The organism is Pedobacter sp. GW822-FHT03F06 (genome assembly GCF_058801365.1).
Window position 1 is genome coordinate 273,770 of record NZ_JBXANE010000004.1, and the last position, 22,105, is coordinate 295,874.

Annotated in this window: 22 protein-coding genes; 7 read left to right on the forward strand and 15 right to left on the reverse strand. The window is 39.1% G+C overall.

Translation table 11 applies throughout. The annotated features are described in order from the left end of the window. The first annotated feature begins 105 nt into the window (after positions 1-105). Positions 106-1,719: a S8 family peptidase gene (locus AC1RJ8_RS08895; protein ID WP_492953429.1), complete on the forward strand. Its 1,614-nt coding sequence runs from the start codon at positions 106-108 to the stop codon at positions 1,717-1,719. Positions 1,720-1,972: 253 nt separating this feature from the next. On the opposite strand, the gene AC1RJ8_RS08900 is transcribed toward AC1RJ8_RS08895, so the two are convergent. Genes AC1RJ8_RS08900 through AC1RJ8_RS08910 form a run of 3 tightly spaced genes read right to left on the reverse strand, consistent with a single transcriptional unit; the run spans position 1,973 to position 5,702 of the window. Further along, the gene (locus AC1RJ8_RS08900) at positions 1,973-4,096 is read right to left on the reverse strand and encodes a xanthine dehydrogenase family protein molybdopterin-binding subunit (protein WP_492953428.1); all 2,124 of its coding nucleotides are present in this window, start codon (positions 4,094-4,096) and stop codon (positions 1,973-1,975) included. 2 nt (positions 4,097-4,098) lie between these two features. Beyond that, positions 4,099-5,082 (reverse strand): FAD binding domain-containing protein, encoded by a 984-nt coding sequence (locus tag AC1RJ8_RS08905; protein ID WP_492953427.1) that lies wholly within the window; start codon positions 5,080-5,082, stop codon positions 4,099-4,101. Continuing rightward, on the reverse strand, positions 5,079-5,702 hold the full coding sequence (locus AC1RJ8_RS08910) for a (2Fe-2S)-binding protein (protein WP_492953426.1): 624 nt from the start codon (positions 5,700-5,702) through the stop codon (positions 5,079-5,081). Before AC1RJ8_RS08910 ends, AC1RJ8_RS08905 begins: the two co-directional genes overlap by 4 nt. 174 nt (positions 5,703-5,876) lie before the next feature. Between AC1RJ8_RS08910 and AC1RJ8_RS08915 the strand changes: the two genes are divergently transcribed. Beyond that, positions 5,877-6,527, forward strand: a complete 651-nt coding sequence (locus AC1RJ8_RS08915; RefSeq protein ID WP_492953425.1) for a YceH family protein — start codon at positions 5,877-5,879, stop codon at positions 6,525-6,527. A 301-nt stretch (positions 6,528-6,828) separates the two neighbouring features. Here AC1RJ8_RS08915 and fabF read toward each other — a convergent pair whose 3' ends face one another. The 5 genes from fabF to AC1RJ8_RS08940 all read right to left on the reverse strand — a co-directional run bounded on the left by fabF (position 6,829) and on the right by AC1RJ8_RS08940 (position 10,217). After that, positions 6,829-8,079 carry a beta-ketoacyl-ACP synthase II gene (gene fabF / locus AC1RJ8_RS08920; protein WP_492953424.1) on the reverse strand — a complete coding sequence of 417 codons (1,251 nt, stop codon included), beginning with the start codon at positions 8,077-8,079 and terminating at the stop codon, positions 6,829-6,831. 104 nt (positions 8,080-8,183) lie between these two features. Beyond that, on the reverse strand, positions 8,184-8,309 hold the full coding sequence (locus AC1RJ8_RS08925; protein WP_492953423.1) for a DUF2798 domain-containing protein: 126 nt from the start codon (positions 8,307-8,309) through the stop codon (positions 8,184-8,186). A 12-nt stretch (positions 8,310-8,321) separates the two neighbouring features. Further along, positions 8,322-9,092 (reverse strand): SDR family oxidoreductase, encoded by a 771-nt coding sequence (locus AC1RJ8_RS08930; protein WP_492953422.1) that lies wholly within the window; start codon positions 9,090-9,092, stop codon positions 8,322-8,324. 1 nt (position 9,093) lies between these two features. After that, positions 9,094-9,591 (reverse strand): PaaI family thioesterase, encoded by a 498-nt coding sequence (locus tag AC1RJ8_RS08935; RefSeq protein WP_492953421.1) that lies wholly within the window; start codon positions 9,589-9,591, stop codon positions 9,094-9,096. Between the two features lie 38 nt (positions 9,592-9,629). Further along, entirely contained in the window at positions 9,630-10,217 is a 588-nt protein-coding gene (locus tag AC1RJ8_RS08940) for a TetR/AcrR family transcriptional regulator (protein WP_492953420.1), read from the reverse strand. Positions 10,218-10,341: 124 nt separating this feature from the next. On the opposite strand from AC1RJ8_RS08940, the gene AC1RJ8_RS08945 reads away from it, so the two are divergent. From AC1RJ8_RS08945 to AC1RJ8_RS08955, 3 genes are all read left to right on the forward strand, one after another. Next, positions 10,342-11,253 (forward strand): helix-turn-helix domain-containing protein, encoded by a 912-nt coding sequence (locus tag AC1RJ8_RS08945; protein WP_492953419.1) that lies wholly within the window; start codon positions 10,342-10,344, stop codon positions 11,251-11,253. Between the two features lie 82 nt (positions 11,254-11,335). Next, the gene (locus tag AC1RJ8_RS08950) at positions 11,336-12,178 is read left to right on the forward strand and encodes an SDR family NAD(P)-dependent oxidoreductase (protein ID WP_492953418.1); all 843 of its coding nucleotides are present in this window, start codon (positions 11,336-11,338) and stop codon (positions 12,176-12,178) included. Positions 12,179-12,197: 19 nt separating this feature from the next. After that, the gene (locus tag AC1RJ8_RS08955) at positions 12,198-13,049 is read left to right on the forward strand and encodes an SDR family oxidoreductase (protein ID WP_492953417.1); all 852 of its coding nucleotides are present in this window, start codon (positions 12,198-12,200) and stop codon (positions 13,047-13,049) included. 200 nt (positions 13,050-13,249) lie between these two features. Here the strand turns inward: AC1RJ8_RS08955 and arsB are convergent, their stop codons facing one another. From arsB to AC1RJ8_RS08980, 5 genes are all read right to left on the reverse strand, one after another. Continuing rightward, the gene (gene arsB, locus AC1RJ8_RS08960) at positions 13,250-14,317 is read right to left on the reverse strand and encodes an ACR3 family arsenite efflux transporter (RefSeq protein ID WP_492953416.1); all 1,068 of its coding nucleotides are present in this window, start codon (positions 14,315-14,317) and stop codon (positions 13,250-13,252) included. A 1-nt stretch (position 14,318) separates the two neighbouring features. Further along, complete coding sequence (locus tag AC1RJ8_RS08965; protein ID WP_492953415.1) at positions 14,319-14,738, reverse strand: arsenate reductase ArsC; 420 nt, start codon at positions 14,736-14,738, stop codon at positions 14,319-14,321. 19 nt (positions 14,739-14,757) lie between these two features. After that, positions 14,758-15,324 carry a DUF6428 family protein gene (locus tag AC1RJ8_RS08970; RefSeq protein WP_492953414.1) on the reverse strand — a complete coding sequence of 189 codons (567 nt, stop codon included), beginning with the start codon at positions 15,322-15,324 and terminating at the stop codon, positions 14,758-14,760. A gap of 37 nt (positions 15,325-15,361) precedes the next feature. After that, positions 15,362-15,691, reverse strand: coding sequence for an ArsR/SmtB family transcription factor (locus tag AC1RJ8_RS08975; protein WP_057935091.1), 330 nt, complete (start codon positions 15,689-15,691; stop codon positions 15,362-15,364). A 379-nt stretch (positions 15,692-16,070) separates the two neighbouring features. Continuing rightward, positions 16,071-18,356, reverse strand: a complete 2,286-nt coding sequence (locus AC1RJ8_RS08980; RefSeq protein ID WP_492953413.1) for a GH92 family glycosyl hydrolase — start codon at positions 18,354-18,356, stop codon at positions 16,071-16,073. Positions 18,357-18,827: 471 nt separating this feature from the next. Here AC1RJ8_RS08980 and mnmA point away from each other — a divergent pair, with 471 nt between their 5' ends. Then, on the forward strand, positions 18,828-19,919 hold the full coding sequence (gene mnmA / locus AC1RJ8_RS08985) for a tRNA 2-thiouridine(34) synthase MnmA (protein ID WP_492953412.1): 1,092 nt from the start codon (positions 18,828-18,830) through the stop codon (positions 19,917-19,919). A gap of 288 nt (positions 19,920-20,207) precedes the next feature. Here the strand turns inward: mnmA and AC1RJ8_RS08990 are convergent, their stop codons facing one another. Next, positions 20,208-20,525, reverse strand: coding sequence for a hypothetical protein (locus AC1RJ8_RS08990; protein ID WP_492953411.1), 318 nt, complete (start codon positions 20,523-20,525; stop codon positions 20,208-20,210). 295 nt (positions 20,526-20,820) lie between these two features. Here AC1RJ8_RS08990 and AC1RJ8_RS08995 point away from each other — a divergent pair, with 295 nt between their 5' ends. After that, on the forward strand, positions 20,821-21,183 hold the full coding sequence (locus AC1RJ8_RS08995) for a response regulator transcription factor (RefSeq protein ID WP_492953410.1): 363 nt from the start codon (positions 20,821-20,823) through the stop codon (positions 21,181-21,183). A gap of 208 nt (positions 21,184-21,391) precedes the next feature. Here AC1RJ8_RS08995 and AC1RJ8_RS09000 read toward each other — a convergent pair whose 3' ends face one another. Then, positions 21,392-21,988, reverse strand: a complete 597-nt coding sequence (locus AC1RJ8_RS09000) for an FMN-dependent NADH-azoreductase (RefSeq protein WP_492953409.1) — start codon at positions 21,986-21,988, stop codon at positions 21,392-21,394. Between the last annotated feature and the right edge of the window lie 117 nt (positions 21,989-22,105).

The window sequence follows — 22,105 nt, forward strand, 5'->3', positions numbered from 1 at the left end:
GATTTTTTTCGTTAATAAAATGTGTGAAAAACATCATTTTTAATACAATTTCTTTCAATAAAAAAATTAAAATTAACTTTCGCCGTTTAATACAAAAATACATAAATGAATAAGAGTAGAATTTTCAGTGCGCTGTTAAGTGTTGCGCTTGTAAGTGTGGTACCAACTTTGGCCAATGCGCAAAAAGCCAATTGGCAAAATCTTGATCTTAAAAGTGATAGTACATTCGGAATCAGTACCGAAAAAGCATATAAAGAACTTTTAAAAGGTAAAAAATCTGTTAAAGTTATCGTAGCGGTAAATGATGGTGGCGTAGAAGCTACCCATGAAGACTTAAAACGAATAATGTGGGTAAATACCAAGGAGATAGCCGGTAATGGCAAGGACGATGATAAGAATGGCTATATCGACGATATAAATGGCTGGAACTTTATTGGCGGCCCTAAAGAATCTGTAAACTTCGAAACCTTAGAATTAACCCGTTTGGTTCGTCGCGATCAGGCACGTTTTGCCAATACTACAGATGCGAATGTAGCAGAAAAAGATAAAAAGGATTTCGAAGTTTTTAAAGCAGAAAGAGCCGACTTAGAAAAACAATTGGCAGAAGCCAGGGAAAATCTGGCAGGTATTACTGGTTTTAAAACAGCATTAGACGCTGTAGTAAAGAAAATCGGTAAAGAAAACCCAACCGTAGAAGATTTTAAAAACTTCAAACCATCAACAGAGGTCGAAGCCAGGATCCAAAATGTACTGAGCCAGCAATTGGAAAAAGGCAGCTTTAAAGATTTTTACGAAGATCAGATTGTAGAAGGACTGGATTACTATACGCGCCAGGTCAATTACAATTTAAACCTTGATTATGATCCACGTGCCATAGTTGGCGATGATCCAAACAATGTTAAGGAGAAATTTTATGGCAATAACGATGTTGCAGGACCTGATGCCATGCACGGCACGCACGTAGCCGGTATCATTGCGGCTGATAGAACCAACAAACTCGGTATTTTAGGTGTAGCAGATAACGTAGCCATTATGGGTGTTCGTTGTACGCCAAATGGTGATGAAAGGGATAAAGATGTTGCTAATGCTATTCGTTACGCTGTTGATAACGGTGCAAAAGTAATCAACATGAGTTTTGGCAAGGCTTATAGCTGGGACAAAGCCATTGTTAACGAGGCTATGAAATATGCGGTATCTAAAGATGTATTGATTGTTCAGGCAGCTGGTAACGAAAACAAAAATATCGATGTAGAAAATAATTTCCCTAACCACAAAGATTTAGATGAAAAAACTATTGCTTCGTGGATTACCGTTGGTGCTTCAGGCCCTAAAGATGATGAAACACTAAAAGCCAGTTTCTCTAACTTCGGCAAAACCCAGGTAGATGTTTTTGCTCCTGGCGTTCAGATTTATTCTACTGTACCGGGCTCTAAATACAAAAATTTAGATGGAACCAGTATGGCCTCTCCTGTTGTGGCTGGCTTAGCAGGATTAATCCGTTCTTATTATCCAAAATTAACTGCTGCACAGGTAAAAGAAATCATCGTTAAATCGGTTACCAAAGTTAACCATAACGTAGAGTACGCTAAAGGTGAAGAACCAGGCGCAGAAAAAGTTTCTATCCCGTTCTCTGATCTTTGTATCAGTGGCGGCATTGTAAATACTTACAATGCATTAAAACTAGCGGCAACTTACTCGGGCAAAGCGGTTGCGAAATAATTTTTCTGTCTGTCATTCTGAGCGAAAGCGAAGAATATCCATAAAAAATGCGTCCTGATGTAAAATCTGGACGCATTTTTTGTTTATTTGAATGATTGTCATTGCTGAGGCATGTAAATCCAAAGCATTAAGATTATCTTCGATTGGCACTTCGTAATTTGACATCAAGTTCAGTATCTATCTTACGTAAAGATCCTTCGACTACGCTCAGGATGACAAAATATGTTTGGAATTAAACCAAAAGACAACTTAACTAAGCCAGTATCTTATCAGGCGTAATCGGCAGTGTCCTGATCCTTTTTCCAGTAGCATTAAAAACGGCATTGGCTACAGCGGCAGAAAAACCGATCAATGCAATTTCACCCATTCCTTTTGCACCCATCGGATTAATATAAGGATCGGGTTTATTGATAAAGTGAACATCGATCTCTGGCACGTCGGCATTTACCGGAACATGGTAATCGGCAAAATTATTATTGATATATCTTCCATAACGGTGGTCGATTATTGATTCTTCGGTTAAAGCCATGCCAATACCGCCAACAGCACCTCCGAGCATCTGGCTTCGGGCCGTTTTTGGACTTACAATGGTACCTGAATCGCCTACAGAAACGATTTTACTCACTTTTACTACGCCTGTAAGCGCATGAACCCTTACCTGCACAAAGTGAATGGAAAACGAATACATGGAGTAATTATCCCTTTCCTTCCCTCCCTGACTCTCTTTGGTTACTTCTATTTGCGGAAGATTATTCTTTTTTAAAACATCAACAAAATTAGCCGTTGCATCCATATTCGAATTTGCGGCCAGTTCTGCGATGGCTGATTTTAACGCAACACAAACATCATTTACTGCAGAACCTACCGTAGATAGCGTAGCCGAACCACCCTGACTCGGCGCTGGCGGCAAAGAAGAGTCACCCAATTCGAAGGTAATTTTATTTACAGGGATCTTCATTAATTTATTGGCGATTAAAGTCATACCAGTTCCTGTTCCCGGGCCGATATCGCTGGTTGCACTTTGCAAAAGCAGCGATCCGTCAGCCTTTAAAATGCCCTTCACGCTAGCCTTGCCTCTATTGGCGTTAAAAACCCCAACGCTTACACCATAACCTGTTTGCCATGGTCCCTCAATCAAACTGCCTGGCTTATTTTTTCGGTTTTTCCACCCTATTTTTTCTGCACCAATTTTGTAGGCTTCTTTAATATTTTTGCTCGAAAAGGGTTTGTTTTTCTGTTGATCGGTTTCAGGATCGTTTTTTATTCTGAAATCCAATGGGTCCATATCCAAAGCATGTGCCATTTCATCAATTGCACTTTCCAGGGCAAAAGCTCCTGTAGCCTCTCCCGGACCACGCATCCAAATTGGAACGCCAAGATCTACCGGAACAATGGCATAAGCGGTATTTACGTTATCGCATTGGTACATAAACTTCGCCATGTTCACTACACCTTCAGTAAAGTTCTCGTAAGTGGAAGTTTCGCCATAAGCTCTGTGTGTAATCCCCGTTAATTTACCATCTTTATTTGCGCCCAAACCAATGGTTTGTATGGCGGCCGGCCGATTACCGACCATGGTAAACATCTGCATCCTGGTAATCACCACTTTTACAGGCTTACCAATATGTTTAGAGGCCATTACGGTTGCGATTTCCAATGGCCAGGTACGTAAAGCCATCCCAAAACCTCCGCCAACAAACTCCGAATTTACCTGAATATTCTCTATCGGAATTTTAAAAACGTTAGCAATAGTACCTTGAGTAGCTTTTACACCTTGTGTTTTGGCATAAACGGTAAGCTGGTTATTTGGCCTCCAATCGGCGATAATACCATGAAGTTCCATCGGATTATGCGTTTCAATAGGCAGAAAATATCTTTCTTCGAGCTTCACCTCCGCTGTTTTATAAGCGTTTTCTATCCCGCGTTTATAATCAGCCTGACCTTGAAGTTTCTTTGCTTTAGGGTCTTTTAAAGCTTTTTCAAAATCGGTATTAAACTCTTCTTTGGCATAGGTAGCCTTAACTAACGAAGCCGCATGAGTTGCCCGTTCGAAAGTATTAGCGACCACGATTGCTATCGGTTGTCCATTGTAGAAAATTTTGTCGGTATAAAAAATCTTCATCTGTGGACCACCTTCCTGCTCGTAAGCAGTTGCAGAAGGCTTATTTAAATGCGAAATCACAGCAATTACACCTGGTGCTTTTTCGGCGGCCTTGGTATCGAGCGATGTAATTTTTCCTTTGGTAATGGTGCTTGTTACTAAAACTCCATAGGTTAAACCTGGTAGTTCATATTCCGCAAAATATTTAGCTTGCCCCGTAACTTTTAAAATTCCATCTACGCGGTCGTTGTCGTCTTTTAAAATTCTCTTTTCCATAACTAAGCTTTAGATTTTGCAAGATTCAACGCCTCGATTATTGTATTGGGTGCCAGTTTAAGTTTAAAGTCATTACCTCCAAAAGCTTTTGCATCATTCATGGCCAGTTGGGCCGCCTCTTCAAAATTCGATAAGGTGGCTTCTTTTCCTTTTAAGAAATTTTCGGATGCTGTTAAACGCCAGGGTTTGTGTGCTACTCCACCCATCGCTAATCGAACATCGGTAATTTTATTATTGCTGAGCTCAAATGCTGCTGCTACTGATACAAGTGCAAAAGCATACGAAGCCCGATCTCTAACTTTAAGATAATGGTAATTTTTGGCTAGATTATTTACTGGAATCTCCAGACGGATAATCATTTCATCAGCTTTTAAGTTGTTGTCTAACTGTGGAGTATCTCCTGCCAAGCGATGAAAATCTTTAAATGTAATTTTCCGCTCTCCTTTGGCATTGGCCAGCACTACTTCGGCATCTAAAGCAGCTAATGCTACACACATATCACTTGGATGGACGGCAATACATTTTTCTGAAGTTCCAAAAATGGCATGCATGCGGTTAAAACCTTCTATGGCTCCACAACCTGTTCCTGGCTGACGTTTGTTACAAGGCATTTCGGTATCGTAAAAATAGCCACAACGTGTACGCTGCATCATGTTACCGCCAACAGTAGCTACATTTCTTAGCTGGGCAGATGCTCCTGCCTGTAAAGCCCAGGAAAGTAACGGTAGTTTCTCTTTAATCAGCGCATGCTCTGCAACTGCTGAATTAGATGCCAAAGCACCAATATGGATTTTATTTCCAATCTGCTCAATCTGTTTTAGTGGAACATGATTGATATCGATGAGTTTTTCGGGTGCCGTAACGCCTCTTTTCATTAAATCGATCAGATTGGTACCTCCGGCAAGGAATTTTGCATTTTTATCTTTTACCAATAAAGAAATTGCTGATTTTGCCGTGGTTGTTCTTAAATATTGAAAATTGATCATACCGTTTCGCCTCCTTCCTTAACTTCAATAATTGCGTCAACTATATTAGGGTAAGCACCACACCTACAGATATTTCCACTCATATATTCACTAATCTCTGCTCTCGAATTGGTGTGGCCTTCGCGTATACAGGCTACGGCCGACATAATCTGACCTGGCGTGCAATAACCGCACTGAAAACCATCATGTTTGATAAATGCAGCCTGCATGGGATGTAACGTTTCACCGTTGGCTAAACCTTCAATTGTGGTAATTTTCTTTCCTTCATTCATCACTGCTAAACTCAGGCACGAATTTACCCTCTGTCCATCTATATGAACAGTGCAAGCACCACACTGGCCATGGTCGCATCCTTTTTTAGTCCCTGTTAGGTGTAATTCTTCACGCAAATAATCTAAAAGCGTTACCCTGGGCTCAACCATAGTTTGATATGCTTTGTTATTTACTGTAAGTTTTAATGGGATTTTCTCGAAAAGTTGAGCGAAACGTTCATCGGCATTGCTTTCAGCTGCTTTAACCGCAACACCAGGCGTTAGCGCAATGGCTGTAATTACCGAACTTTTTTTGAGGAAATCGCGCCTGCTATCGCCCTCATTTGGTTTCTGATCGGAAGATTTCATATTTAGATTATTAGATATGGGATGTTCTTCTAAGTTCGTAATTCTTAAGTTCTTATTGTAACCATTCAGAAATTTAGAATTATTCTATTGAGTAATATTTTTATATAACTCCCTAGAAACAAATCATTAACAAAATAATTTTCAAAATGTTCAACCAATTTATACTTTTATAACATGGACAACGTAAAACCACTGCCCGATTTATCAGCAGAAGAACAACGCGTTTTAGGCGCATTAATAGAAAAAAGCCGTACCACGCCCGACTATTATCCAATGACTTTGAACAGTTTAACCGCTGCGTGCAACCAGAAAAGCTCAAGAAATCCGGTGGTAAATTACGATGAGGAAACCATAACTTTAACACTAAACCAGCTTAAAATAAAAGGTTTAATCTCCACTGCTACAGGAGGATCAAGCCGCGCAACTAAATACAAACATAATCTGGCCATTGTTTATCCGCTAGTACCTTCAGAGATGGCCATTATCTGTCTTTTACTTTTACGCGGACCACTAACGCCTGGTGAAATCAATAGCAATTCGGGAAGATTATATGAATTTGAAAGTATTGAAGAAGTTTTGGAACAGCTTCACAAACTGTCGGATGAAGAACCTGCATTTGTAAAACAACTGGCAAAAAGAGCTGGTCAAAAAGAGGCCCGTTTTGTTCATCTTTTAGGCGAACAGGCCGAAACCACTTCAGAACCTGAAACCGAAACAATAAGCACACCGCAATTTGATCCTACTGAACTGGAAAACAGAATAGAGAAATTAGAACTGGAAATTGAAGAATTGAAAGAACTGGTTAATTTATTGATGGACAAGTAATGGGTTCATTAGTTCATTAGGCATTGGTTCATTAGTTTGTGATTAACACGCTGAGCATAGTCGAAGACCCTTACAAATTAAATTTTCTGCGCTTCTGTGCCTCCGTGGCAAAAATTATTAGGATTTTAGCGAAACGCTAAGGCCAGTATAGCATTTGAGATCTCACATAACAGATCTCTCCATTTCGTTGCACTCCAGTCGAGATGACGACACGATTTAATCTATCTAAAACAAAAAAGTGTTTGGCGGTTAACCAAACACTTTATTAAATTTCCAATTAAGCTGAGAATGATAAAATCAATTAAGCCTCATACTTTTTAAAAATAGTACTGGCGGTATGTCCACCGAAACCAAAAGTGTTATTTAACACATAATTAATTTCCTTTTTAATACTTTCTCCCAACACAAAATTCAATCCTTCTGGAATGTTTTCGTCAAGATTTTTCGTATTAATGGTTGGAGGAACCACATTATCTCTGATCGATAAAACACTGATTACACTTTCTATAGCTCCGGCAGCACCAAGTAAATGACCCGTCATCGATTTAGTTGCACCAACTATAACTGGCAAACCATTAAACACCGTATTAATCGCCTGTAATTCACTTAAATCACCCAATCCGGTTGAAGTGGCGTGTGCATTAATATAATCGATTTTATCAGCAGTAATTCCGGCATCTTTTAAAGCTTTTGTCATACCCAAAGCTGCACCAATCCCATCAGGCGGGGTACCGGTTAAGTGATATGCATCAGCTGCCATTCCACCACCAATAATCTCGGCATAAATATGTGCACCACGTGCTAAAGCATGATCCAGATCTTCTAAAACCAATGCCCCTGCACCTTCACTCATCACAAAACCATCTCTATCGGCATCAAAGGGTTTCGAAGCCCCTTGAGGATCATCGTTATTTTTAGATAAAGCCTGAGCGGCATTAAAGCCACCTACAGATGACTTGGTTAACGCAGCTTCAGAACCGCCAGCAATCATTACACTTGCTTTTCCTAAACGAATAGTATCGAAAGCATTGATAATGGCTGTATTAGATGATGCACAAGCAGATACAGTACAATAATTTGGTCCACGCAATTTATGACGGATGGAAATGGCTCCGGCGGCAATATCGACAATCATTTTCGGAATGAAATAAGGATTAAACCTTGGTGTTCCATCACCTGCATGAAATTCTTCCAGCTGCGCTTCAAAAGTACCGATCCCACCGTTTCCTGTTGCCCAGATTACACCAACTTCAGCCAATTGATCATCGGTCATTGCAGTAAAATCTAATCCCGAATCCTTTATCGCCTGATCACTTGAACCGATTGCATATTGGGTAAAAAGGTCGTACTTTTTAATTTCTTTTTTCTCCAGGTATTCTTCAGGATTAAAATCCTTTACCTCGCCCGCAAAGCGGGTTTTGAATTTACTGGCATCAAATTTTGTAATGGCACCGATACCACTTTTTCCGGCCAATATCTGTTGCCAAAACTGCTCAACGGTATTGCCAAGCGGTGTTATTGCACCTAAACCTGTTACTACTACTCTTTTCATTTTAATAATTTTTAGTCAATATCCTTGAATAAATAATCGACCAATGATTGTACGCGTGGGGCAATAATTAATATAGCAGGAATGGCTACAATGTAAGAAATGCCTCATGATTTTAACCAAACTTTCATAAAGATCGATGTAAATCCAAGATTAACACTTATGGCCGCGAAAGTAACTATTCCTGTAGTAAAAACCGCCATAATAAATGCAAATGCCACCTTCTTTTTCATTCCTGCCGTATTTTAATTTTCGACCGAATCAATCCAGGCTTTTCTATTTGCATTCATCACATTTAAAGCATCAACTGGCGATTGCCTGAACAGTTCGTAAATTTTAGCGGTATCGCCTACCCTGATTTCAAATTCATCATTGGCTAAAGCCGCTAGCAATTCATCTGCAACGACAGATGGTTTAATGCCATTATGACCGCCAATTTCTTTTGAGAATTCGGTATCCACCAATGGTGGCATTAATTCGAAAACCTTAACAGCAGTTTCTTCTAAACTTAACCTTAACGAAGTGCTGTAAGAATGTAATGCCGCTTTACTAGCTGCATAAGTTGGCAAAGTAACTCCAGGAACATAAGCCACAATAGATGAAACGTTTACAATAGCTGATTCGCTCTGTGCTTTTAAAACAGGTAGCAATTTTTGATTGATTCTGATAATTGACAAATAATTGGTCAACATTTCATCTTCCGCATTGGCAAAAGCGTCTTGATTGGGATCAGCCAAATTATATAGGATTGCTCTTCCTGCGTTATTAATCACGATATTTAATTGAGGAAAATCGGCTTTGATACGGGCTACCAATTGATCTACATCTTCAGCCTTGCTTACATCAGAGAGAATGGTAGTTACATTTTGTAATGACGCAGCAGCTGCATCCAGCCTGTCCTGGTTTCTACCGGTTATAATTACATGATTATCTAAAGCAGTTAACTGTTTTGCGATTTCTAAACCGATACCAGCTGTTCCGCCGATCAGTAAAACGGTATTTTGTGAAGTTTTCATTTTATATTTTTTTTAAAAATTTTAAGATTAAACAAGTGCTCACCGCGTGAGCAAAAACGCCATTATCTTCATCAACTAATTGCGCTTCTACCAAGGCGGTACGTCCACCAAGGTTGATCACCTTTCCTACGGTTTTTAGCTTCCCGGTTTTGATGGTAACAGCTTTCAGGAAATTTACTTTCAGCTCTAAAGTGGTATATCCTTTTCCAGCAGGTAAAAGCGAATGGACTGAACAGCCCATAGCCGAATCTAAAATAGCAGTGATTACCCCACCATGTACAGTGCCGATTGGGTTGTAATGAAATTCCTGAGGCGTAAATTCGAAAACCACATTACCCTTTTCGATCAGACTTACCCTAAAATCCAAGGTATACAACAATGGCGGCAGCGGAAATTTATGATCACTCATGGCCTGCAGATAATCAACGCCATCCATCTGCATAGCTTCCTTCGCTCCTTTCATGGGGTCTTCCCAAGTTATCGTTCTGGTTCTTTTCATAGTAAAATACCAATCGGTATATTTTTGGTTAAAAATTTTTAGCTGAGGCTGTTGATATATTTTCTTAGCGAATCCATAATTAAATTCCAATGGGCAGGTTTTGCGGTCAATCTCGAAATCATGATACCACCTTCTATTACAGCGATAATTGTTAGTGCTACCTGCTCGGGATTGTGATCTGCATTGATTTCTTTGGCAGAAATACCTGTTTCAACCAGTTTAGCAATTTTATTTTTCCAGCCTAAAACTGCTTTCAAAACTTTTTCCCGCAATTCGGGATGGGTATCATCAGCGTCAACTGCAGTATTTAAAACAGGGCAACCTCCTTCTGATACTGAACCATCAATAAATTTCTGGTAAATATTGATGTATACCAAAAGCTTATCCTTTACGCTGACTTGTTTGTTCATGTCAGCATCTATCCTTGATGAAACATTTTTCAGGTTATAATCAAAAGCCGCCAGTGCCACTTCATCCTTATTGGCGAAATTACCGTAAATACTGCCTTTGGTTAAACCTGTGGCAGCAGTAATATCATTTAAAGAAGTGCCTGCATAACCTTTCATATTAAAAATAGGTGCGGTTTTCTCTACAATGAAATTTCTTGTTTTTTCTGCCTTGGTCATGTTCTTTTAAATTGACGATGCAAATATATACCAATCGGTATATTTAATGCAAATATTTTTATCATCGAAATCTCCTTTTAATTACAGCAATTTATTTTAGGTTTGAATTTTGTAACTTTGATTTATGAACAAGCCAGAAAGCATTGAAGATTTTTACCAGAACAAATTCAGTTTCTTACCAAACAACCTACAGAATGGCGTAGGGCACTTTAACGTTTTCAAGTTAGAAGATTGTTTAAGGGATGATCATAAGCCAATGAGTTATAACCGCAGGGATTATTATAAAATCTGCCTTACCCGCGGACATAATGTTTACCATTATGCGGATAAAAGTATTGAGATTAATGGCACCGCTTTAATCTTCTTCAATCCGCTTGTACCTTATACCTGGGAACTGGCCAGTGGTAAACAAAGCGAGGTGACAGGTTATTTCTGCATTTTTACTGAGGCTTTTTTTACTGAAAAGATCCGCGGAAACATTGGTGACTTACCCATGTTCGTGCCTGGCGGCAAACCAGCTTATATTTTAAATGAAAAACAAGATGCTCAAATAGAAAGCATTTTCAATAAAATGTTTGAGGAAATTAATACCGATTACATCTATAAATACGACCTGCTCAGAAACTATATTACTGAAATTACACATTTTGCGCTAAAGACACAGCCATCTGAAACACTATTTAAACATACTGATGCCAATACAAGGATCACTTCTGTTTTTACAGAATTATTAGAGCGTCAGTTCCCCATCGAAACGACTACGCAACGGCTTACCATGCGCTCTGCCAAAGATTATGCTTCGCAACTTTCAGTACACGTAAACCACTTAAACCGGGCAATTAAAGAAACCACTGGCAAAACCACTACCCATTATATTACTGAGCGTTTATTAAGTGAAGCTAAAGCTTTGCTCAAGCATACCGACTGGAATATATCAGAAATAGGTTATTGCCTCGGTTTTGAAGAGCCTACCCACTTTAATAACTTTTTTAAAAAACTGACCAACCATACCCCTACTTCTTACAGAATTGTTTGAATTTCGTAATCATCAGTTTGATTAACGTAATAAACCGAATTCATTTGTACTGTAATTTTGTCTTAACAAAAAGGATAAAACTATGGGCAAGAAAAAAGTTTGGTTTATTACCGGAGCTTCAAAGGGCTTAGGATTAAGTTTGGTTCATCAGTTGCTAAATGCTGGCCAATATGTTGCGGCCACATCAAGAAATATCGGTGAACTTAAAAAAGCAGTAAATAATGATGGCGGAAAATTCCTTCCTCTGGCGGTTAACCTGGCCGACGAACAAAGTGTTGAAGATGCCATAAAGACGACTATTTCAAAATTTGAAAGGATCGATGTAGTCATCAATAATGCAGGTTACGGAATCGGAGGCAGTATCGAAGAGCTAAGCGATGCCGAAACACGCACCAGTTTTGATGTTAACGTTTTCGGAACACTTAATGTTATCAGAAAAGCTTCACCTTATTTAAGGACACAACGAGCCGGGCACATCATCAACATTGCATCAATTGCAGGTATTGCAGGCGCAACTGGCTGGGCGGTATATGCAGCAGCAAAATCAGCTGTGATTGCATTATCTGAAGTATCGGCAGAAGACCTAAAAGAATTTGGTATAAAAGTAACTGTTGTGGCTCCTGGTGCATTCAGAACTAGTTTCTTAACCACTGATTCGCTGATTTTGGCTGCTAATCCAATTCCTGAATACGAAGAAGTGCGGGCAATACACAGCAAATACCTAAAAATGGACGGTCAGCAGATCGGCGACCCTGAAAAAGCTGCTGCTGCTATGATTTCACTGGCAAGTATGCCTAATCCACCCCTTCATTTACTTTTAGGGAACGACGCTTTTCAAAGAGCAACCAACAAGTTAGAATCGCTACAAAAGGAATTTAGAGACTGGAAAGCCATTACAATTTCAACAGATTTTGACGAAAATTAATTCAATAGACAAAAATATCATGGAAAATCAAAAAGTATGGTTTGTAACAGGCGCATCAAAAGGCCTGGGACTTACCTTAGTAAAAACATTATTAAGCAATGGCCTTAGCGTTGCTGCAACTTCAAGAAACCTGAACGATTTAATAAACGCAGTTGGTGAACACGAAAACTTTTTACCACTGGCTGTTGATTTAATTGACGAAAGTAGTGTAGAAGCGGCAGTTAGCCAAACGATAAGCAAATTTGGTCAGGTAGATGTTGTGGTAAACAACGCTGGCTATGGCATGCTTGGTGCTTTAGAAGAGTTAAGTGACAAAGAATCACGCCAAAATTTCGATGTGAACGTTTTTGGTTCGTTAAATGTAATCAGAAAGGTACTTCCTCAATTGCGGAAACAACAATCGGGTCATATTTTCAATATTTCTTCAATCGGTGGCTTTTCGGGTAACTTCCCTGGTTTCGGAATTTATTGCGCTACAAAATTTGCGGTAGTTGGCTTTACGGAATCGTTGGCTGCTGAAGTAAAATCACTCGGAATCAAAGCAACGGTTGTAGAGCCGGGTTATTTTAGAACCGCATTCCTAACTGAAGGGTCATTAGCGGTACCAAGTGCACCAATTGATGCCTACAAAGAAGTCCGCGATTCGCAGGCCGCTCATCAGAACGACATCAATAACCAACAGCCAGGCGATCCGGCAAAAGCAGTTGAAGTAATTATTGAAGCTTCAAAAAGCGAAAATCCACCACTTCATTTATTCTTAGGTCCTGATGCTTATCAGGTAGCTGATGCAAAAATTGCGGATGTGCAAAGGGATATGGCCAATTGGAAATATTTAGCAACCGCCACTAATTTTGATGAGGTAGATGCTTAAAATTGATTTAATTATGGACCGATCGCTGTCGGTCTATAATTATTTTTTTTTAGAGTTTGTTTAATTTTTATTAGGAGTTATCCGTATGTCAGTCTGAGCGTAGTCGAAGACCCTTTTTGATATATTAAAAGCACTTCGACTCCGCTCAGTGTGACAGAAATGTTAGAAAGTAAATAATTGGATGAAATTTCAACAGGCTCTTACAACTCTTTGAAATACTTCTTCCTAAACCATTGCGCCAGGTTAACCAGCGCAATTAGTGCGGGTACCTCAACCAACGGACCGATTACACCGGCAAATGCCTGCCCCGAGTGGATACCGAATACACCTATTGCCACAGCGATGGCTAATTCGAAGTTATTACCAGTTGCCGTAAACGCAATAGCGGTACTTTTGCCATAATCTGCACCGAAATACCTGCCCGCAAAAAAACTGATCAGAAACATGATCATGAAATAAATCACCAAGGGTAATGCAATTCGCAGTACATCCATCGGAATCTGCACAATTAGTTCTCCTTTCAAACTAAACATCACTACAATGGTAAATAACAAAGCAATTAAAGTTATGGGAGAAATCAACGGTATAAAAATGGAGTAAAACCAGTCGTCGCCTTTCCACTTGATCAATACTTTTTGACTTAAAATGCCGAGTACAAACGGAACCCCAAGATAAATCCCTACACTTTTTGCAATTTCTGCAATGGAAATTGATACAGAAAGGCCTTTTAAACCAAAAATGGGTGGAAAAACCGTAATAAAAAAATAAGCAAATACACTGTAAAGCAATACCTGAAAAATACTGTTAAGGGCAATTAAACCCGCGGCATACTCTCGGTTTCCATCGGCAAGTTCATTCCATACCACCACCATGGCAATACATCTGGCAAGACCGATCATAATCAAGCCAACCATGTATTCGGTATGGTCATGTAAAAATGCAATGGCCAGGAAAAACATCAGAATCGGGCCGATTATCCAGTTTAAAACGAGCGACGTGCTCAATATTTTTACATTTTTAAATACTTCGCCTAAATTCTGGTATTTAACTTTTGCTAATGGTGGATACATCATCAGGATCAATCCGATGGCCAAAGGAATGTTGGTACTCCCGCTCGAAAATGAATTGATCAAAACCGCTGATGAAGGGAACAAAAAGCCTAAGCACACCCCCAATAACATGGCTAAGAAAATCCACAGCGTTAAATAACGATCTAAAAAGCTTAGGTGTTTTCTTTGAGCTGCCGGGGCACAAATATCTGCACACATATTAGCTTTTTAGGTTTTTCTCTACAAAATCCTCCATGTAAACCTTTACCAGATCTCTTGTATTTCTAAATTCGGCCATGATTTCTTCATCGGTACCTACTGCTTTTGCAGGATCGGGAAAGTTATGGTGCAGTTTTATCGCCTGCGTTGGGAAATACGGACAGCTTTCTTTCGCGTGGTCGCAAACGGTAATTACATAATCGAAAGGCACATTAAAATATTCCTCGATATTATTTGAGGTCTGGTTAGAAATATCGATTCCATCTTCGGCCATAACTTTTATCGCCTTTGGGTTAACGCCATGAACTTCGATGCCAGCACTATAAACTTTGGCCGTGTTTTGGGCGAAATGTTTCAAATAACCTTCTGCCAGTTGACTTCTGCAACTATTCCCCGTGCAGAGTACCAATACATTTTTCATTTTTATAAATTTTGAATCATTAACAACATCCACTTCCTGGAGAACAACTATTTTGACTGGCTACCAGATTAACCAATTCTACCTTTTGCTTTATCGGCTGAGCAGGCGCACAACATTCTTCGCCGGTTTCGGTGGTGCCACAGCTTCCGCCACGGTTAATCGCTTTACATTGGGTAGCATCAGGTGTTAGATCCAAAATCAAGTTTTCCCCATCAATTTTAAATTCACCTGGAAACATCTGCCTTGTATCGAACGCAGAATTACCAAATTCAATTTTCACAATTCCTTTGGGGTTTAACGGCAGTTTGCTTTCTACCAAATTGATAATGGATAGTGCTTTTTTCACCTGCATGGCCCTACCCTTTTCTTCTTCTGTGGGTTCCCATAACTGTACAATAATTTCAGTCCAGGCATTCATCACGCCTCCACAATCAACCGAAACAATCGGTGCCTGTTTAATTTCGGTGATGTGATAATTGGCATTTACCCACTTGCCGGGAGCATATTGAAACTGTAATACCAATTCTGGATGTTGCTGAAGTTGAGCCTTAAAGTTGCTCCATTCTGTTGAAGATATATTAATCATAATATTGCAATTTAACGATTGATTTAAGTAAAAAATTTTAACAGCAGTTTTGCCCGCCCTTATATGCAGCAAAGAAATCGCCCAGCTGTGTTTGTAATAACTTCCAGGTTTTAGGTTCTATACAATAGCAAATACTCACACCTTCGATAGTGCCCTGTATAATACCTGCATTTTTAAGTTCCTTTAAATGCTGAGAAATGGTCGCCTGAGCTAAGCCGAGCTCCTCAACCAAATCGCCACAGATGCAGGTATTCGATTTAAGGATACGCTGAAGAATCGCAATTCGCGCAGGATGAGCCATCGCTTTTAATAACGCTGCCATCTGATTCTGCTCTTCGGTGAAGATTTCTGTTTTGGTAAGTCCCATAATTTTATATCGCAATATTACGATAGATAATTTGGATATCAAAATTTATTTTTAATTATAGGTTTGCATCAAAAACAGATTATCCAGAGAAAGAGTTGATGTGTTTTTTACCACGGAGGCAAAGAAAAGCACGGAAATTTGGTCGATAATGGCCTTTGCCCTCACTCTGTTATAAATGCAGAGAATTTAATAACAAGTATCGTCATCTCGACTGGAATGCAGTTGAATGGAGAGATCTACCTCGAAATAGATTTTGCTTCGCAGATCTTCGGGTTCTCGACTATGTTGTACTCCGCCGAAATGACGACATGCGAAGGGTAAATAAAAAAACCGCTGACCAAAAAATTGGTCAACGGTTAAATTCTAAATGGATGTATCGCTATTTCTTAGGTTTTGCGCTCATGTAAAAAGTAAGCTTTCCGCCATTGGTGATATCAGCGTGCTTGATTTTATGATCGGTAATTTCTTTGCCGTTCAATAAAACTTTCTCTACATAAACATTTTTATCGCTTTGCTTAATGGCCTCAACAGTAAATGTTTTACCGTTTTCTAAATTAATTACGGCGTTGTTAACCAATGGACTCCCTAATGAATATACATCAGAACCGGGTGCTACCGGATAAAAACCTAATGAAGAGAACATATACCAGGCACTCATCTGCCCGCAGTCGTCATTTCCACCCAAACCATCGGCAGTAGGCTTGTATTGCATGTTTAGGATGTGACGGATCTGTGCCTGCGTTTTCCATGGCTGGTCGGTCCAGTTGTAAAGGTAAGCGATATGGTGTGCAGGCTCATTACCATGCACATAACCACCCATAATACCTTCACGGGTAATATCTTCAGTATGTGCAAAAAACTCATCGGGTAAATGCATCGTAAACAAAGTATCTAAACGGGTTGCAAATTTCTTTTTACCGCCCATCATTTCAATCAGCGAAGCCGGATCCTGAGGGACAAAGAAACTGTAGTTCCAGCTATTACCTTCAATAAAACCTTGTCCTTCGGTATCTTTTGGATCAAACTCCTTCTTGAAAGTACCATCAGCCAGTTTAGGGCGCATGAAACCAGTAGCACTGTCGTAATTATTTTTCCAGTTGTTAGACCGTTTGATAAATTCGTCGTAAACATCCATACGGTTTAATTTCTTGGCCAGTTGCGCAATCGACCAGTCATCGTAAGAATATTCTAAGTTATTGGAAACTGAAATGCCCGATTTTTCTGCCGGGATATAACCTTTATCCATGTAATAGCCAATTCCCTCATAATCGCGGTGTTTTGCTGTTGCAATGCAAGCATCCAGTGCTTTGTTTGCATCGCCATTATAAGTTCCTTTTATAATCGCATCTGAAATCACAGAAACACTGTGGTAGCCGCTCATGCACCAATTATCGTTGGCATAGTGCGACCAGATCGGCAACATGTGCAAACTACTCTGATCGTAATGTGCCATCATCGATTTCACCATATCATTACTGCGGCCTGGCTGCATGATATTAAAGAATGGATGTAGGGCACGGTAAGTATCCCAAAGCGAGAATGTGGTGTAATTGGTAAAGCCCTCAGCTTTATGTATCCCCTGGTCTAAACCTTTATATTCTCCATTAATATCGGTATAGGTTGTTGGATTGATAAAAGCATGATATAAAGCGGTGTAAAAATTAATTTTATTGTCGCTAGAAGTAGTTACCTGTATTTTATTCAATTCTTTATTCCAGGTCGCCTGTGCCTGAGCCTTTACTTTTTCGAAATCCCAGCCCGAAATCTCTGCACGCATATTTTGCAAGGCATTTTCCTGGCTAACCGGCGATAAAGCAAATTTAATTTTAATCTTCTCTCCTTCCTGGGTATCAAAATCGAAGTACATTTTTAACTTTTTGCCTGCAATTTCAGGAAAGTTCTGTTCCTGGTTAAACTTGCCCCAAAATCCTCTGTAAGCTTGTTTAGCATCGTAGCTTTTACGCCCATAGCTTTTAAAAGCTTTAGAAAAGCTCATCGCAAAATAAACAGTCCTGGTTCTGGCCCATCCATTAGTTTGGCGGTAACCTGTAATTAGCGTATCGTTCACCACTCGAACGTAAGTCCAAACGGTTTTTTCTTCATAATTGTAAATACCTGCCATCAGATCGAGAATAATATGCGATTGATCTGATTTAGGGAAAGTATATTGATGCATCCCTACCCTTGTAGTTGAGGTCAACTCGGCAGTAATGTTATCATCATCTAACTTTACTTTGTAATAACCTGCCTCTGCAACTTCATTGGTATGCGAAAATGCCGAACGGTAACCACTTTTCGGATCTGATGCAGTACCAGGATTCAACTGTAATTTACCTTGTGTAGGCATAATGAGAAAATCGCCCAGATCGGAGTGACCAGTACCGCTAAAATGGGTATGACTAAAGCCGGTAATGGTTTTATCCTCATATTTATAACCTGCACAGTATTTATATACATCGCCATTGTATTTTCCATTTACTTCGTAAGATAAAGTATCCGTTTCGGGGCTTAGTTGTACCGAACCAAATGGAACTGTGGCACCTGGATAAGTATGCCCCATTTTAGATGTACCAATAATGGGCTTAACATACTGCACCAGATTCTGCTGGGCCGATGTAACCATGGCTGATAGCAAAAGACAAGGCAGGATAATTTTTTTAATCATATCTTTTTAAAATTTAGCTTGTTTGTTGAAAATTCTAAGGTATTAATTTATCTTCAAATATGCATAAAACATGAAACTAAAACGTTTAAGTAAAATAAAAAATACATTTAATAAGCTTGAAGATACTACTTATTGTGATTCAAACCCCGCAGGTTTTAAAAACCTGCAAGGTTTATGTGTGTTCTTTTTCATTGCCGAAGACCACAGACTTTATGATCTAAACCTGATAGAACGGAAAGCCCGGAGGTGAGGTATCCCGATTCATCGGGAAGGACTTGAAGGGATAGCAGGACTGCTGACAGCCACGAACACCGGAGTACTCCTTTTCAAAATATTACTGAACACCTGAGCCGCTTTAGCGCATCTAAGTGATAAGCGGAAGCAATTTAACAACCGCTTTTTACAAGTAACTGACTTGCTTTAAATAATTTCAGCTAAATAAACCTTATTTTTGCATCCAATATTTTTAAGATGAGTAAACACGGTAGAATTCTGGTTGCCATGAGTGGCGGGGTTGATAGTTCGGTAGCGGCTGTAATGTTGCATGAGCAGGGTTATGAGGTTATTGGATTAACCATGAAGACCTGGGATTATGCTACTTCTGGTGGTAGCAGTAAGGAAACTGGTTGTTGCTCATTAGATAGTATCAATGATGCCCGTACACTTGCTGTAAACTATGGTTTCCCGCATTATATCCTTGATATCAGGGATGAATTTGGCGATTACGTAATCGATAATTTTGTTGATGAATATCTTGCCGGAAGAACCCCAAATCCATGTGTTTTGTGCAATACGCATATTAAATGGGAAGCACTTTTAAAACGTGCCAATAAACTCGATTGCGAATTTATAGCAACCGGGCATTATGCCAATATCCGCCAGCAAGACAGTGGCCGTTATGTAATTTCAAAAGGAAAAGACGAAAACAAAGACCAATCTTATGTACTGTGGGGAGTTTCGCAAGAAAATCTTTCGCGTACTAAATTTCCATTGGGCAGTTTTGCAAAATCTGAAATCAGACAAATGGCTTTAGATATGGGACAGGAAGAATTAGCAAAAAAATCGGAGAGTTACGAAATCTGCTTTGTACCTGATAATGATTACAGGGCTTTCCTAAAACATAAAGTAGCAGATTTAGAAGACAGAGTAGCCGGCGGAAATTTCATTTTAAGTAATGGAATGGTTGTTGGGCAACATAAAGGTTATCCTTTTTATACCATCGGGCAACGTAAAGGTTTAGGCGTTGCTTTTGGCGAGCCCATGTTTGTAACACAGATCCTGCCAGAAAGCAACACCGTAGTTTTAGGTAAAGCTGATGAGCTTGAACGCCGCGAAGCCATGGTACGCAACATTAACCTGATTAAATATGCAAGCATTGAAGAACCAATGAATGATGTGATTACCAAAATCCGCTACAAAGATGCGGGTATGTTAAGTACAATTGTTCAGGAAAAAGATAAAATGCGTGTGGTGTTCGATCATCATGTTTCGGCAATTGCACCAGGTCAATCGGCAGTATTTTATGAAGGGAATGATTTATTGGGCGGAGGATTTTTAGTTTAATATTCCCCCAACCTATTATGTAATAAAAAAAACGAGTTGCCAAATGGTAACTCGTTTTTTATTTGAGTTTTATTACGCTATACTGGAGAAATCGTCATGCTGAATTTATTTTACAAGTAGAAATAGTGTTTTCAATTGTCTTACAGCTACTATGTGGTCAGCATCTTTCATACCATCTACTGTTTTAAACTTCTATAATTCTATCATCATAACAGTAAATTTATCAATTAAGATTCCCGCATACGCGAGAATGGCGACCACCATAAAATATAACTATAAAGTATTTCTTTATAATTCATTTCCTTTAAAAACATTAATCGATGCTGTTTTCCAGTAGATATAACCTAAATTACCGCAGGTTTGGGCTACAAAGTTTTCTACTTCCTCAGGCACGTCGTTAACTACACGCCATCTTATTTTATATTTTGGGTTATAACTTATATATACTACTAAATCATCACTACGTTGCCCAATGGCATGTAAATGCTGCAAATGAATATCCTGCAGATCTGCAGCAGCAATCCTCAGTCTTTCATTCATGATTTTACCTAATGAAAGATCTGGTCTAAAATCTGTTTCGAATATGGCTAAAACGGTAACGGTCATAGAAAAAAATAAATATGTCAGCAAACAAACCGAGCAAGAAGCTTTTTGTTTAAAATCATCAATTAAATACATCGAATTATCTTGATGATATTTCCTGTATCCTGTCTCTCCAAAAGCAAATCTATACTAAAAAAATTAGTATCAAAATTTATTTTTATATTTTTTTTAGTTAACGTAAAAATTATAGAAATGCATGACACGCACGATTAGAAAGGTTAATAACTCTAATATTGTGCATAACTATCTTAAACATCTGATAACGAGGTGAGTTATCTATATAACAAAAGTTGAGCTTATGAAAAAGTGCATCTATGTAGTAGAAGACAATCCGAGTATCAGAGAAATCATCGAATTTTTATTGATCGAAGAACTTTACGAGGTAAAGACCTGTCCTAATACCAACGATTTTTGGTTTCAAATGAGTAAACACCTGCCAGACATGGTAATTCTTGACATTATGTTACCAGATGGAAACGGGTTGGATATCTGCAATACCCTCAAGCGAAATATTAAAACGCATGATATTCCAGTCATGATAATGTCGGCCAATAACCACCTGAACGCAGTGAAGGCCAAATGTGATGCGGAAGATTTTATCAATAAACCTTTCGATCTGAATGATTTTGCCATCAGGGTTGAGAAGTATCTGGCGGCTTAGTTTTGTCCAGAGTTTTTAGTCAACGGTCATTAGTCGATTTGAACGATAATCGCTGCGCATATTGATAAATCTCATCATTAAGGAATTATGCGCATTAAGTTTGGCGCAGGTAATCCTGGTCCAAGATCATTAGTCCGCAGGTGCTCAGTTGATTTGAACAATCAACCAATTTGCCAATGAACTAATGACCAATGAACTAATAAACCACTTAAATGGCTATACTTTCGATTGCTTTATCCAAAGCCACATCTTTTAAATCTGGAATGCTTACACCTTCTGCGCGATATGCCGTAATATCGGTCATTCCCATAAACCCAAGAACCGATCTTAGGTAAGACTCGGTGAAATCGTAAGGTTTCATCGGTCCTTCTGAATATACCCCACCAGAAGAAATCGCCAAATACACTTTTTTATTTTTTATCAAACCTTCAGGACCTTTTTCTGAGTAACTGAATGTTTGACCAGCACGTGCAATATGATCGATCCATGCTTTTAAAGTAGAAGGAATACCAAAATTATATAAGGGGGCACCGATAACGATTACATCAGCATCTTTAAGTTCGGCAATGGCCTCATTCGAATGTTTTATTGCTTCTGTAAATTCTGCGGTGTGATTTTCCTGTGGCGTAAAGAAAGAATTGATGTGTACTTCCTCCAAATGTGGAAATGGGGTGTTGGTAAGATCATGTGTAGTTAAAGTACTACCGGGATTTGCGGCCTGTAGTTTTTCAACAATCGCATTTCCCAATTTAATACTGAAAGATGCTTCGCCCCTTGGGCTTGATATAAGATGTAATATTTTCATTTTTTTTGCCTTTTTATGTCTGGCAAAATTATGGATACGAAGTATCAAAAAGCTATTACTATACTAAAGGATAGCGCTATCCTTTGGTATAGTAGCAAGTTCATTTTAATAAAAAAG

What these genes read in the sequence shown, in the direction of transcription:
- AC1RJ8_RS08995 (WP_492953410.1), top strand. Translation starts at nt 20,821, where the DNA reads ATGAAAAAGTGCATCTATGTAGTAGAAGACAATCCGAGTATCAGAGAA.
- AC1RJ8_RS08990 (WP_492953411.1), bottom strand. Translation starts at nt 20,525, where the DNA reads ATGACCGTTACCGTTTTAGCCATATTCGAAACAGATTTTAGACCAGAT.
- AC1RJ8_RS08910 (WP_492953426.1), bottom strand. Translation starts at nt 5,702, where the DNA reads ATGAAATCTTCCGATCAGAAACCAAATGAGGGCGATAGCAGGCGCGAT.
- AC1RJ8_RS08965 (WP_492953415.1), bottom strand. Translation starts at nt 14,738, where the DNA reads ATGAAAAATGTATTGGTACTCTGCACGGGGAATAGTTGCAGAAGTCAA.
- AC1RJ8_RS08935 (WP_492953421.1), bottom strand. Translation starts at nt 9,591, where the DNA reads ATGAAAAGAACCAGAACGATAACTTGGGAAGACCCCATGAAAGGAGCG.
- AC1RJ8_RS08950 (WP_492953418.1), top strand. Translation starts at nt 11,336, where the DNA reads ATGGGCAAGAAAAAAGTTTGGTTTATTACCGGAGCTTCAAAGGGCTTA.
- AC1RJ8_RS08895 (WP_492953429.1), top strand. Translation starts at nt 106, where the DNA reads ATGAATAAGAGTAGAATTTTCAGTGCGCTGTTAAGTGTTGCGCTTGTA.
- arsB (WP_492953416.1), bottom strand. Translation starts at nt 14,317, where the DNA reads ATGTGTGCAGATATTTGTGCCCCGGCAGCTCAAAGAAAACACCTAAGC.
- AC1RJ8_RS08945 (WP_492953419.1), top strand. Translation starts at nt 10,342, where the DNA reads ATGAACAAGCCAGAAAGCATTGAAGATTTTTACCAGAACAAATTCAGT.
- AC1RJ8_RS08905 (WP_492953427.1), bottom strand. Translation starts at nt 5,082, where the DNA reads ATGATCAATTTTCAATATTTAAGAACAACCACGGCAAAATCAGCAATT.
- AC1RJ8_RS09000 (WP_492953409.1), bottom strand. Translation starts at nt 21,988, where the DNA reads ATGAAAATATTACATCTTATATCAAGCCCAAGGGGCGAAGCATCTTTC.
- AC1RJ8_RS08925 (WP_492953423.1), bottom strand. Translation starts at nt 8,309, where the DNA reads ATGAAAAAGAAGGTGGCATTTGCATTTATTATGGCGGTTTTTACTACA.
- AC1RJ8_RS08980 (WP_492953413.1), bottom strand. Translation starts at nt 18,356, where the DNA reads ATGATTAAAAAAATTATCCTGCCTTGTCTTTTGCTATCAGCCATGGTT.
- fabF (WP_492953424.1), bottom strand. Translation starts at nt 8,079, where the DNA reads ATGAAAAGAGTAGTAGTAACAGGTTTAGGTGCAATAACACCGCTTGGC.
- AC1RJ8_RS08930 (WP_492953422.1), bottom strand. Translation starts at nt 9,092, where the DNA reads ATGAAAACTTCACAAAATACCGTTTTACTGATCGGCGGAACAGCTGGT.
- AC1RJ8_RS08900 (WP_492953428.1), bottom strand. Translation starts at nt 4,096, where the DNA reads ATGGAAAAGAGAATTTTAAAAGACGACAACGACCGCGTAGATGGAATT.
- AC1RJ8_RS08955 (WP_492953417.1), top strand. Translation starts at nt 12,198, where the DNA reads ATGGAAAATCAAAAAGTATGGTTTGTAACAGGCGCATCAAAAGGCCTG.
- mnmA (WP_492953412.1), top strand. Translation starts at nt 18,828, where the DNA reads ATGAGTAAACACGGTAGAATTCTGGTTGCCATGAGTGGCGGGGTTGAT.
- AC1RJ8_RS08975 (WP_057935091.1), bottom strand. Translation starts at nt 15,691, where the DNA reads ATGGGACTTACCAAAACAGAAATCTTCACCGAAGAGCAGAATCAGATG.
- AC1RJ8_RS08915 (WP_492953425.1), top strand. Translation starts at nt 5,877, where the DNA reads ATGGACAACGTAAAACCACTGCCCGATTTATCAGCAGAAGAACAACGC.
- AC1RJ8_RS08970 (WP_492953414.1), bottom strand. Translation starts at nt 15,324, where the DNA reads ATGATTAATATATCTTCAACAGAATGGAGCAACTTTAAGGCTCAACTT.
- AC1RJ8_RS08940 (WP_492953420.1), bottom strand. Translation starts at nt 10,217, where the DNA reads ATGACCAAGGCAGAAAAAACAAGAAATTTCATTGTAGAGAAAACCGCA.